The following is a 14,124-nucleotide window of genomic DNA, read 5'->3' as shown; positions in this document are numbered from 1 at the left end:
TTAATCTACCTATGAGGTATGGAAACGGAATTCCAAGTATATTACTTACTACATTTGCTGTATCGTTTTTAATCTACCTATGAGGTATGGAAACTAACGATAGGGATAGCAATATGTATAATTTAAAAATAAGAGTTTTTAATCTACCTATGAGGTATGGAAACTGAATATTTTTTGTCTAATATATATATACGTTTTTTAATGTTTTTAATCTACCTATGAGGTATGGAAACTTTAATTCTAAGTCTCTGTTTAAAATTGCATTAAAAAAGTTTTTAATCTACCTATGAGGTATGGAAACTTTATTTCGTCCTTCATTCTGATTAAGACATAATTAAGGGTTTTTAATCTACCTATGAGGTATGGAAACGTAATTTGCATGAATTTCTTGTATTCTTGGAATGAACAAAGTTTTTAATCTACCTATGAGGTATGGAAACTGTTTAGGTAACACGAACACGTCGATACCTAGCTCAGGTTTTTAATCTACCTATGAGGTATGGAAACTGTTTTTCTTTCTGATATTTCTCCTTTATGATATTCTGGTTGTTTTTAATCTACCTATGAGGTATGGAAACTTACCAGTGGCTTGCTCACTGTATTTGTTTAGGTAATAAGTTTTTAATCTACCTATGAGGTATGGAAACTCATTCATCCATTCATCAATCTTAGGAACAAATGTGGTTTTTAATCTACCTATGAGATATAAAAAAATCAAGGCCTTTAAGACCTTGATTTTTTGTTCAAATTATTTAATTTTTGCTCTTTTATTTTCTAAACATTTTATCAATAAAACTTTTTTTATCGGTTTCAAATTTTTCATCAATATGATTTATAATATTTTTTTCTATATCATTTAATGCTTTAGCTATTTTATTATCTAATGTAGCATCAATTCGTGAAACACTTAGTTTTAAATATGTAATTTCATCATTTACTTTTTTAATATCCCTATCTATTCTTCTTGCAATGCTTTCAATTTTATCTTTATAATCTTCATATAATGAATATGTCTCATCTAAAGTTTCTTCAATCTTATCTTTTAAATCTGTCTCTATTTTATTAAACAAATCTTCAAAAAAGTCATTAAATTTTTCTCCTATAATTTTATTTATATCAATTTCTGATTCATATTTATTCTTTATTTCATTTAAATTTTCTAAAATACTCCCTATTTCGTTCTTTTTATTTTCTAGTTCATTTAATAATTGCGATAATGATTTTTCGGTTTTTTCTTTTATATATTTTATTTTTGATAATTCCAAATCATATTTTTTATTAAATGAATAAAAGTCTTCTGAAATTTTTTTGGCTTTTTCATTTAATGATTCTATTTTTTCAGATAAAGACATTATATCATTGTTTGAATTATTAATTTCCTCTTTTAATTTAGAATTTTCTGTTATAATTTCTTTTTGAATCATATGAAGTTGATCAATATTTTTTAAAATTTCATTTTCTTTTTCATCCAATTTTTTTATTGTTTTAGAAAAGCTTTTTTCAGTACTTTCAATATAATTATCTATTATATTAATTTTTTCTTTTAACCCTGTTATTAATTCATTTAGTTCAAAATTCATTTTATCCTCCTTTTTAAGTCATTTAGAAATTCATTTAACTCGTTTAAATAAAAAATATTATAAATTTCTTTATATTTGTTATTATCAATCTCTTTGATTTTTTCTAAGATATTATTATCATTATATAACTCATTATATTTTTCGAATATTTTTTTGTTATTTTCAATTTTAACGTATGACTTGAATATAATATCTCTAAGAGTATGTGTTACTGTTTTTATTTTTTTTGATAGGTTATTAACCTTTTTATAATCTTTGATTTTGAAATAATATTCAATCGCATTTTCATAATCTTTAAATTTTTCATGCGTTTTAGCTATATATTCTAAAAAGATATTATCATTTGTTTTTTGGAAGTATTTTGTACATAAATCTATAAAATGCTTTTTTAGAAATATATAATCTGAATTATTGGTGTTTATATTATCATCGAATATTATGTTAAATAAATAATCTATTTTTTCGCTATCAGCAAATATATTTATAAACTTTTCAATATGTGATAAGTTGCTTATAATTTTTTTAAATACGTTTTTAATTATATTTGATGGAATAATATGCATAAGATTTTGTACTGTTCTAATATCATTCTTTATTATTCTATTATAAATGATATTTTCTAAAATATCATTTGGTATATCTAATAAGTTAATTTTCTCTTCTAAATAATAAATATAATTAATATCAATTAATAAGTTTAATGCATTCTCTAAAGAAGTATTATCTTTATATTTTTCATATTCTTTGAACAATTTTTCTGCTTCTAGCAATTTAATATTTTCTATTTCTTGAGTATCTTCATATACTAAATCATTTATGAATAAATCTATAATATTTTTATCATTGCCAATTTCGATTAAATTTTCTTTTATTAAATCATCTATATTAAATGTTCTTTTAAAATCTTCAAATTCTTTTATATTATTAAAATGTATTAATAAATTTTCCTTTGCTCTAGTAATGGCTACATACCATCTTTTTATGTCAATATCATCAATAGTTTTCTTTTTATTTGTTGAATAATAAAAATCTAAGATTGCTACGTTAGTAAATTCAAGGCCTTTTACTTCATCTATGGTGAAATATTCAATATAGTTGTTATTTTTAATTTTATAATCATATGGAGTAATAGCACCAACAAAAATTTGTTTTTCTTGGATACTTTTTTCTAAAATCGTTATAAGTTTATTTTTATCACCAATATAAATTTTTACTGGAATATGGTTGTGATTACCATTTACAAATTCAATATTATCAGCAAATAAATTAGCAAATTTGTTTATTACATAGGAGTTTCTATAATTGTATTTTAGATTAAAATATTTAATATCATTAGCATTAAAACCTTTAACTCTATTTAAAACGTTTCTATCTTTAGCATCATTATATGTAATGTTTTGATTTATATCATATGTGAATATTAAATTATTATCTTTAAAGATTTTTTTTATAAATTCGAATTCGATTATAGATAAATCTTGCATTTCATCTATAAATATATATTTTTCTGAGAAATTTAATTTGCTTATATCAATATCATTATATAAGTAATAAAATGGTTTTCTATTTTCTTTTTTTAATATAGTATAATATTCTTTTATAATATAACTTAATAATTTAATATCCTTTTCAGAGTATGATATACCTTTATTTTTTCTTTCTAACTTTTTCTGAATTTTAATTTGAATATCATTGATATTATCATTAAAATCAATATCAATAAATAATGAGTTTATTAATTTTGCTATTTCATTTGGATAAAAACTAAGGCTACTAAAATCTTTTTTTGAGTTTTCTATAATGTTCATTATTATAGTTTTGCAATCATCATCAGAAACATAATAAGATAGGTTTATATTTAAGTTAAAATTTTTAATTATATTTTTTATAAATTCTTTAAAGGTATATACATTTAATTTGTTTCTAGCTTTAGAAAAATCTTCGTTTTCTTCTTCATAGTATTTTTTTACCAAATTAAAAAAATAATCTTTTAATTTCGCATTATAAGTTAAATACATAAAATTTTTATTTTCTTTTAAGAACATATATGATAATTTATTTAAAATAGTTGTTTTTCCGCTTCCTGCAATTCCACTAATTCCATAATGAAAATTATCGATATAAGTTGTATTGTGGATAATCTCGTTTTGGATACTATCATTTCTTAAATATAATTCAATGTGTTTGATTTTTGGTATTTTATTAATGTTATTTTTTGATAATTCTATTATTTGAAATCCATCTAAATTTATATTATTGTGATAATTTTTTAAAGAAAAATCCATTTTATTATATATATCATGATTTCCAATCATGTACACTAAGATAGAGTTATCTAAAAAATCAAAGATAATTCTATTTTTATAGCTAAGTCTTCCTCTATAATGACTATTAGATATTATTTTTATTTGCTTTGGACTTATATTATTTATTTTTTGTATAAAATTTTTAAACTCAATAAAAAGATTTTTATTTCTTTTTATTGTTTTAAATGCATTTTTATGGATATAAATTTTATCTATATTTAAATTATTCAAATAAATCACCCTGTGCAATTATAACATATTTTTTAATTAAATATATAAGAGAAAAATAATTATTATTGAGATATAAAAATTTCAATTTATTATATGTAAAAAATCAAAGAGTAAAAATTTTATTTATTAATATATTTAATAATGAAAATATGTTATAATATTATAGAATTTAAAAGGGGGTGTTTTGATGAGTAATACATTAATTAGTACTGTGGGGGCAAGTCTTTTAGGCAATTTAAGAGTAGATGATAAATTAAGAGAATTATTTGAAAAAGGTAAAGTTGATGAGCTTTCAGATTATTTGTTAAATTTAAATGAGGATCCAGAAAGTTATAGGGGATTTGGTGCAGAGATAAATTCTATAGTGAGTATAATCAAAAAAGGATATATAAATGAAAGAAAATACCTTTATTTTTTAATTTCTGATACATTAGATGGGAAAAAAATAGGAAGAATCTTAAAAAAATATTTTGAAAAATCAGAATATAAATTTGAACATGTAGAAGTTAAGGTAAACGAAAGATTAGATGATTCAAAACCATATGATTTTAAAATATATGGCTTAAAGAATTTAATAAAAAATATGGCAGGTATTATCCGACAACACTATGGAAGCATAATTATAAACGCAACAGGGGGATATAAAGCCCAAATAGCTTTTGCATTGGCTTTAGGTCAAGGATTAAAAGTTCCAGTATATTACAGATTTGAGAGATTCCCAGAGGTTATAGAATTAGAACCTTTACCTTTAAATTTGGACTCGAGTTTGTATTTTTTGTGTAGAGAATTATTTGAAGATTTACAAGATGATATTAAACCATATATTGATTTTGAGTCTATGTATAAGTCATTATCTAGAGAAGCTAGAATATTTTTTGATATAACAAAAATTGATAATGAAAAATATATATCAATTAGTCCGATGGGACAAATATATATTGAAAGTATTAAAAATGAATTTTATCATTTACAAGATAAGATAAAACCTAAAAAAAGAGATAAAGATTTACTTTTTTTAAGTAGTAATAGCGAAGGGCATTCAAAGGAATTAATTAATAAATATAATTTAAGGAAAATTTTTGAAGATTTTGAATATATTGAAAAAATATGGGTATCAAGATATTCACTGCATGAAAAATCTACAAAAGCTAAAGTAAAAATTAGAGGTAATAATATAATAATAATTTTACAAACTAGGCAAGGAATACTTCATTTAGAAGCTGAGACAACAGCCAGAAATAATGAGGAACTAGAAGTTATTAAATTAAAATTAGAAGAATATTTGAATAAAAAATTTTAATAGGAGGAAAAGTATGAATTTCACTGTTTTTGGGAATATAAATATTCAAAAAATATTAAATTCTTTTTTTGAAAAAATACTAATAAAATTAGAAGATGAAGATTTGAAAGATATAAATGAAAAATTAATTAATAATATAAAAAATTCTAAATTTGAATTCTTAAATAAGCGAGAAGTATATACAAATATAAATGATGAAGAAAAACTAACGGGATACTTGTACGATATAAAATATTATTTTAAAAATGAAATAAAATATTTTTTTGAAAATATTTTAATATTAGTTCCGGATGAAGATGGATATTTTTATTCTGCAAACAGAAAATTGTATTCTCCATTTGTTATTTTTGATAAATTTATTTTAGAAGAGAAAAATGATGAAGAAAAAAAAGAAAAAAAAGAAAAAAAAGATCTTGATATTTCAAAGACAATTGTTATTCAAGGATATTATCTTGCAATTTTATCTACATTTTTAAGAATTGTAAATTCTGTTGAAAGAAAAAAGAAAAAAAAAGGAAATGATGAGGCTGTATATGGGAATTATATAAATGAATTATCAAAAACTATAGGAGTAAAATATTATTTGTATTTTTTAACAAATAAAAAAAAGAAAAAGCAAGGATATATAGCTCAAAAAATACCTGTTTTTTTTGAGCCAGATGATTTAAATTATATAGAATACTATACTAATCCTAGAAAAGTTGTGTATCCTAATGAAAAAGTAAATGAGTATATGAGATTACCACATGAAAGTCATAAAGGAATAGTAGACTTTTTAGAGACTCCAGAATCAGAAAAAATTGGACTTACTTTGAGTTTAGTATATTCTGATGACTTAACATATGATTTTGAAAAATTAAATTTTAAAAAGAGTAAAAATAAGTTGTCATTTGCTACAAGTCAAATACCTTTTATATTACATTCAGATGGTGCAAGAGTATTAATGGGATCAAAAAATTTAAAACAAGCTATAAAATTGGATAAGGCAGAAAAACCAATAATTTTTACTGGAAATGAAAAAGATTATATAGGAGTAAATGGTTTAGTTGTATATGGTCTTTTTAAGGGATTTAATTTTGAAGATGGAATAGTTGTTTCTGAAAGTTTTGCGGAAAAAATGGAAGCTCATGTTTTAGAAGAAGAGAAATACATCATTGAGGTAAAAGAAGATAAACATCCAAAAAAATCAGGCAATAAATGGTTATATAAAAAAAGTAAAGATGAAAAAATTGAATTAATATGGAAGGTTCATGTTGGTGATTGGGTTTCATATGATGATAAATTAATTGAAATATATGATAATGGTAAATTAAAAAAAACTATAAGATATATGGGGAAATATAATGCACAAATAAAAGAAATACCTATAGATCCAGAATTACCCTATCAAACTTATGATGGATCTAAAAAGATAATAGAAATAAGAGTTAAGTATTTAGTGAAAAAACACCTAGAAGTTGGGGATAAAATAATGGGAAGGCATGGAAATAAAGGTACAATATCGCTTATACTTCCAGATGCCGAAATGCCAAAAGTGATTATTAATAATAAAGAACATAATGTAGAAGTTATTTTAAGTCCTTTAGGTGTTGTATCTAGAATGAATATAGGTCAATTATACGAAGTTCATTTTTCTGTTGCCAAAGAGTTTGGAGATTTTAGAGATTTTGATAATGGAGTGTTGCCTTTTGAAAATGGATTTAAATATAAAGATAAATTATTAAATGAATTAAAGAAAATAGGTTCTGATGATTATGGACGATTTAAGGTAATATATAAAAATAATCAATGGAATTTAACTGCTGGATTTCAATATTTTGTTAGATTAGATCATTGTGTAAGAGATAAAATACATGTTGTTTCTTTTGCGCGTGAAGGTGAAATTAATTGGCAACCATTAAAAGGAAAATCACGAAAAGGTGGCCAAAGATTTGGTGAAATGGAATTTTGGTCAATGTATTCGTATAACAATAAAAATATAATAAAGTTATTTGCAAAGAAAAATTTAGATAAATATACTAAAAAAGAATACAAGAGATATCCTGAAGATTATTTTAAGAAAATATTGGAATATTTCAATATAAAATTAGAAACAAAAGAATATATGAAATCTAAATTTACATTTATTGATGATAAAAATAAAATATTCAATGATGAAGATGTAGAAAAATACATATATGACTTTATGTATCCAGGCTTTGAAATCCCATTTCTTAAATTTGCAATGAATCATATAAAACTATTTGATGGAGATTATGAGAAATTCAAAGAATATACGGAGAAATTAGCTAAATCAAAGAAGGAAATATCTTTAAAATATTATGAAAGTGATTATAATACTAGAGTAGAAAATGCATTAAAAGATTATTTATTCAAAAAAGATGGATATTTAAGAAACTTAGTTATAGCTAGAAGATTACATTTTTCAAGTAGAACAGTAATTACACCACAACCATTAAGTTATATAGAAGAATATGATTTGAATATGGATATAGATAAAGTGATATTACCTATTGAATTTGGTATAGAGTGGTTGAAAAATATAAAAATAAATAAATATGATTTAAGTAAAGCTTTAAAGGGAGATAAGAAAAAAAGAATTGAAATTGCAAAAATTCTAAATAAGTATATTGAAAATAAAGAAATGTATGTTCTATTAAATAGGCAACCATCATTGCATAGACATTCTATACAATCTTTTATTCCAAGGTTCTGGCATAATTACACAATTGGATTACCAATTAATGTTTGTGAAGGATTTAATGCTGATTTTGACGGAGATACTATGGCTGTATATTTTCCAAATATTGAGTTAGATGATAATGTTAAGTCTGAACTAATTAAAATGTTGCCTTCTAGAAATTCATTTAAGCTTGGAGATGGAGATTTAATATATTCTATTGATCAGGATATGGTATATGGAAAATATTTAGAATCAGGAGACAATAAAGGAAAAATAAAAAAAGAGTATAGTGAAAAAATAAAAGATTTGGCTATAAATAGGGATTTTGAAGGTATTAAGAAATTAATTAATGAAGAAATAATAGATAAAGACATCAAAAAAGCAACAGAAAAAAATTTAACTTTAAGTGTTTTTGAAATAATTAATGACGCTGAAAGTATGAAACATATAAGAGAATCGAAATGTAGAGGTAAAGATTCGCAATTTAATCAATTAAATAAAAGTGTAGAAAATTTTGGAAAAGGATTTGTTCATGGATTAGGAGAAAAAGATTATTTTGATATAAAAAAAGGTATTGCAAGAAGAGCAAGAAGAACATTAATGGATAAAAAATTGAAAGTAGCAGATGCTGGTTATTTTACAAGAAAATTAGTAGAATTTTTAGGAGTATTATTAGCAGGAGATTTTGAGGATTTTGAAGAGATTGAAATAGATTTGAATTTACAATTAAATAATGGAAATAAAATAGGTGAAAATTTTGGAAAAGATAGATTTATGTATAGATATATAAAAACAGGATATGAAATTAAATTTATTACTTCTGTGGAAGAAATTCCAGATAAATTTATATTATTATCTCCTAAAATAAAAGAAATAGATAATAAATATTATGTAAGTCGAAAATATTTAGGTTGGGATGTTTCAAAATTAAAAGAGTTTGATATAAATGAATATGTTGGTATTTCTGCAGGACATGTTTTAGGTGAAAGAGGAACTCAATTATCAATGGAAACATTCCACTCGGGTTGTGAAGGGATTAATATGCAAAAAGTAAGTAGTTGGATTTTTAATAGCGCATTTAATAGTGAATCTTATATGGAATTTTTAAAAAATATTGAAGATGAATTTTATAAGATTTTTAAAGAATATATTTTTAGCAAATTGAATTCTAAATCTATCTATTTTGAATTATTATATTTATTTGCTCGATATTTGAAGAGTAATAAGAACATAACATCTGTTAATAAGTATTTCAATGATATTGATTTAAGAGGTCCTTTGACATGCATGTCATTTGAAAAAGGTTTAGATGTATTGAAGAAAGTTGAAAATGGGAATTTATATAATGAAACGCATCCGAGAATAGAATATGCATTTTTCTGGAGGGATATAAATGAGTAAAGGAAAAAAAGAAGAGGAAAAAACTATAAAAATAACCAAGAAAAAAAGATCGTATTATAGTAACGAAATTTATATGAATAATTCTGAAGAAACAGATGAATTAGAAAATATAGAAGAAGATAGCGAAGACTATTCAGAAAAAGAATTGAAAAAACTAGAAAAAACTCTCAATCCAGAAACTGAGAAAATTAGTAAAAGAAAAATTGGATTTCAAATAATTAAGGTAAAAAATGAAAATGGTTATTATTATTATGAATTATTGAATTTAACTAATGGTATAAATTTATATAATAATTTAAAAGAGATAACGAAATTATTCCCATGGTTTGAAAAGTTAACAAAAGAAAAATTTTATGCAATTGCTTCAGATAAAAGAACAGGTGGGATAGTAGAATTTGACAAAAACTATGGTTATGATTATTCTATGTTATTACCTAATGGAGATATTGTGCCTTTGTCTTCCATGAAGAAAGAAAAGGGCAGATATGAAAATCCAGAATTTAAAAAATATAGAGAATTTAGAAGGTTTATAAAAAACAATATTGAATATATCAATCAATTAAAAAAAGGAGATGTAAAAAATGAAGAAAACTTAGATGATTTAAATATTTTTGTTGGAGCTTTTTTAGTTGCGATTGAAGAAAAAAAGAAATATTATAATGATGATTATGTTGAAAAAATATATAATAAAATTATGGAAGATGATGATAAACTTATAGAAAGTAATTTAGTTGAAATGGTATTAGAAGAATATAAAAAATTTTTCTGGGGTGATTAAATTGATTTATATATCTAAAAAAGAAAAATATATTGATGATATTATTGAATCTTTAGAAAAACAATTTAATGAGAAAGAAGAAAAAATAAGTATAACAGAATTATTTTGTAAAGATATAGATTCTGCTGACTTATGCATTTTAGAAGAAAAAGAGTTATTAAAAAAAGGAGAAAGAAAAAGGAAAAATCCAGCATTAAAAAACAAAAATGGTAATCTTTTAAAAAAAATAAAAGACAAGAAAATTGTTTTAATTGTTGAAGATAAAATAAAAGGAGAAATTTTTGAAAAATTTTTAGAATATGAAATCATAGGTATATTTAGAAAAAAACGATTAATGTATGAGTTTGAGGAAATCGGGAAATTTGAAAAATTATTAAAAGAATACATCAGAAACATTAATTATGGATTAAAAACTAAAGGGAATAAATTATATATGGACATACCATATAAAAAGTTAAGAGATTGGAAATTTTATCCAGATACAGAAGATGTATATGGATTTTATGAGAAAAATAAATATGTATCAATATTTCTAGATCCAACAATGAAAGATTTTTCTAAAAAATTAAGAGTTATAATAAGGGATTTTAAATTAGCAATGAATAAATATAGTGAAATATTAGAAAACATTAATAAAGTAATTGAGGATAAAAAAAATTTAGAGATTTTGGATAAGAATTTATCCGCTTTGAATGAAAAGATATTTTTACCTTCATTGTTAATTGAAGGCGAAACAGGTACTGGAAAGACTTTAATTGCAGAAATTATTTCTTCAGTTATAAGTAATCAAATATATAAATTTTCATTATCTAATATATCTAAAGAACTTGTCGATTCTGAATTATTTGGAACAAGAGAAGGAGCTTTTACTGATGCGAAAAATAGAAAAGGTAAGATATTAACTAATGTTGGTAAATGTGTATTTTTAGATGAAATAGCAGAAATACCAACTGATGTACAAACTAAATTATTGTTATATTTAGATGACTTTAAAATAAGGCCGGAAGGATTAGATGGATCGCCTATACTGGCTCCAGCTTTTATAATTGCTGCAACTAATAGAGATTTAAGGAGAGAAATTAATAATAATAAATTTAGAGAAGATTTGTATTATAGATTTAAATATAAAATAAAAATTCCTTCATTAAGAGAAAGAAAAGAAGATTTAAGATTTTTAATTAACTTTATATTATTAAATCCATATATTAATCATTTTGATAAAGATAAAAACAAATATCAAATAGAAAAAATCTCTTTAGATGCTATTGAAAAACTAGAAAATTATAGTTATCCAGGAAACTTCAGAGAGTTAGAAGGAATACTGAAAAACGCTGTTAATATGGCTTCGGCAGAAAATTTAGATATTATTTTAGATAAACATATAGCATATTAATATAAAAATTTACACATCTCCCTCATTTTTGTAATTATTATGTAAAATTATGTTGTTGACAAAAAATATTTTTTATGATATAATATATTTGAAAGACTTAAAAAAGTCTTGTTGGGTTTCCCAGCAAGACTTTTTTATTTATGTAACAATCTTGAGAAAATTTATACAGCAAACTTCATTTTTTCTATATTTTTATATTATTAAGACTCATCAGCAATATTTATTTTTATCAACTATTTTTAAATTATAAAATGAGTCTTGTTAGGCTTCAAGTTTTTTGAAAAGCTTCTTTTACTTAAATCAATCTTGAAAAAGATTGTCCAGCAATCTCTACTCAAATATATTATTTTCAAATTAAAAGACTCATCAGCAATATTTTTATTTTATCTTGATTATTAAAAAAATAATGAGTCTTGTTTATACTCCTCTGTGAAAAAAGGCTGTTTGTATTTTTTTATAAAAAAATTTTTCCTATCAGCATTTTTCAGGTATTTTTATTATCATATTTTAATTACACAGAGGAGGTAATTATATGAGTAGAGAATTTATTGAATCATTAAAATTGGAATCAAACGTTTCTTTTACAGCAAATGGAGCTCTTTCTTTTAAGACTAGTGGTAGCTATGTTGTGGACTTTTTTTACTTTTGTGGCGCTTTGATGGATGATCTTAAAAGATTCGAGACTATGTTTTTTAATGCTTTTAATGAAGATAGATTAAAAGCCATAAGAATTCTTTTTTACTCCAGGGATGTCAGAGGTGGTCAAGGCGTTAGAAACACTTTTAGAACTATCTTAAATAGGCTAGGGACATTTTACCCAGATATTGCACTCAAAATAGCAAAATATGTACCTGAATATGGAAGATGGGATGATTTATACGCATTTGTTGGAACAAGTATAGAAGCACAAGTGTTTAAGATGATGTATAACCAATTGATAGAAGATATAAAAAACTATAAGGAAGGAAAAGAAATAAGTTTATTAGCTAAATGGTTAAAGTCTGAAAACACTAGTTCTGCAGAATCAAGAAAACTAGGAAAACTAACGAGTAAATATTTTAACATGGATTCTAAAACATACAGAAAAGTACTTTCAGGTTTAAGAGAACATTTGAGAATAGTAGAAAGAGATGTTAGTAGTAATAATTGGGAGAACATAGATTATGAAATAGTACCCTCACAAGCTATGAAAAGGTATAGAAAATCATTTTTAAAACATGATGAGAAAAGATTTTTAGAATATCTAGAAAAAGTTAAAGAAGGAAAAAAGAAAATAAATGCTAGTACATTATATCCACACCAAGTTGTAGAAATGGTTATGGAAAAACCAGATGAGACAGCAGAATTGTTATGGAAAAACCTACCAAAACATGAAGTGAAAGAGGATGCTTTGGTAATGGCAGATGTATCTGGTTCAATGTATAGCGGATACCCTATGCCTATACTTGTAAGTATATCTTTAGCAATATATATTGCGCAGAGGAACAAAGGAAAGTTCAAAAACACATTTTTAACGTTCTCTCAAAATCCGGAATTGCAAGAAATAAAGGGAGAAACATTATATGAAAATGTTGTGACTTTACAAAATGCTGATTGGGGAATGAACACGGATATAATAAAAACTTTTAAATTAATATTAGACGTAGCCAAAAAAGGAAATTATACAAATGAAGATCTGCCAAAAACTATATACATTATATCTGATATGCAATTTGATATTGCAGTAGAAGATAATAAAATGACTAATTATGAAAAAATAAAACAAATGTATAAAGGATATGGTTATGAAGTACCAAGAATCGTTTTTTGGAATGTTAGTTCATATGGAAGAGATGTACCTGTAAAAGATGATGAAAAAGGTGTTATGACTCTCTCTGGTTTTAATCCAGTAATACTAGATTATATAATTGAAGGAAAAGAATTTACACCATATGATTTAGTAGATATTGTAATTAATTCTGAAAGATATAATAAAATAAATATCTAGTAGCAATCAAAAAATAAGGCGGAGAAATCCGCCTTAAATTAATAACTTTTTGAACTATTAGATAATCGAAAAGTTTCCGTTCTATCATTATCATTTACTATATGTAGATATCTGTCTTTCGCTTCTTTCGCTTTTTTCCTTATTATTGAAGGTAGATCAGATGTTTCAAATTCTTCTTTTAATATTTCCATTAAAGGATCTTCAAAGTAATAACCTTCTTCAGTTTCTTCATCGAATACAATATAATTTAAGTGTTCATCTGTAATTTTGTCTGGAAAAGCTTTTTTTAAGAAGTTTAATGTATATTTGGCAAATGTGTCTACAACATCTTGTGGCCTTTTTGCGTGATTTAACATGTCATGATAATCTTTTTTTGTTTCTTCGTAAAATTTCACATAAGATTTCATCATGCTTTCCCCTCCCTGTTTAGTCTACTAATTTTGACTTTAAAAAAAGGGAAAAGTT

At 23.5% G+C, this 14,124-nt stretch carries 8 protein-coding genes and 1 CRISPR repeat array (1 of these 9 cut by a window edge); of the genes, 5 read left to right on the top strand and 3 right to left on the bottom strand.

Annotation, left to right across the window (positions count from 1 at the left end; translation table 11 throughout):
• A CRISPR array of direct repeats spans positions 1-713; the repeat unit is 30 nt; unit sequence GTTTTTAATCTACCTATGAGGTATGGAAAC; it reaches 1,577 nt to the left of the window's first position.
• 54 nt (positions 714-767) lie between these two features.
• The gene (locus JRV97_RS01020; RefSeq protein WP_280999402.1) at positions 768-1,580 is read right to left on the bottom strand and encodes a coiled-coil domain-containing protein; all 813 of its coding nucleotides are present in this window, start codon (positions 1,578-1,580) and stop codon (positions 768-770) included.
• Positions 1,577-4,117, bottom strand: a complete 2,541-nt coding sequence (locus JRV97_RS01015; protein WP_280999400.1) for a UvrD-helicase domain-containing protein — start codon at positions 4,115-4,117, stop codon at positions 1,577-1,579. Before JRV97_RS01015 ends, JRV97_RS01020 begins: the two co-directional genes overlap by 4 nt.
• A 187-nt stretch (positions 4,118-4,304) precedes the next feature.
• Here JRV97_RS01015 and JRV97_RS01010 point away from each other — a divergent pair, with 187 nt between their 5' ends.
• The 5 genes from JRV97_RS01010 to JRV97_RS00990 all read left to right on the top strand — a co-directional run bounded on the left by JRV97_RS01010 (position 4,305) and on the right by JRV97_RS00990 (position 13,659).
• Positions 4,305-5,417: a putative CRISPR-associated protein gene (locus tag JRV97_RS01010; RefSeq protein ID WP_280999398.1), complete on the top strand. Its 1,113-nt coding sequence runs from the start codon at positions 4,305-4,307 to the stop codon at positions 5,415-5,417.
• Positions 5,418-5,430: 13 nt separating this feature from the next.
• Entirely contained in the window at positions 5,431-9,501 is a 4,071-nt protein-coding gene (locus tag JRV97_RS01005) for a hypothetical protein (protein ID WP_280999396.1), read from the top strand.
• Entirely contained in the window at positions 9,494-10,279 is a 786-nt protein-coding gene (locus tag JRV97_RS01000) for a hypothetical protein (protein WP_280999394.1), read from the top strand. The genes JRV97_RS01005 and JRV97_RS01000 overlap by 8 nt, the downstream gene beginning before the upstream one ends.
• A 1-nt stretch (position 10,280) precedes the next feature.
• Positions 10,281-11,672 (top strand): sigma 54-interacting transcriptional regulator, encoded by a 1,392-nt coding sequence (locus JRV97_RS00995; RefSeq protein ID WP_280999392.1) that lies wholly within the window; start codon positions 10,281-10,283, stop codon positions 11,670-11,672.
• A gap of 532 nt (positions 11,673-12,204) precedes the next feature.
• Positions 12,205-13,659 carry a DUF2828 family protein gene (locus JRV97_RS00990; protein WP_280999390.1) on the top strand — a complete coding sequence of 485 codons (1,455 nt, stop codon included), beginning with the start codon at positions 12,205-12,207 and terminating at the stop codon, positions 13,657-13,659.
• A 38-nt stretch (positions 13,660-13,697) separates the two neighbouring features.
• Here the strand turns inward: JRV97_RS00990 and JRV97_RS00985 are convergent, their stop codons facing one another.
• Positions 13,698-14,069: a hypothetical protein gene (locus JRV97_RS00985; protein ID WP_280999388.1), complete on the bottom strand. Its 372-nt coding sequence runs from the start codon at positions 14,067-14,069 to the stop codon at positions 13,698-13,700.
• Between the last annotated feature and the right edge of the window lie 55 nt (positions 14,070-14,124).

The organism is Marinitoga aeolica (assembly GCF_029910535.1).
Lineage (GTDB): Bacteria > Thermotogota > Thermotogae > Petrotogales > Petrotogaceae > Marinitoga > Marinitoga aeolica.
Note: the sequence above shows the minus strand (reverse complement) of the source record. Positions and strands in the feature narration are given on the sequence as shown.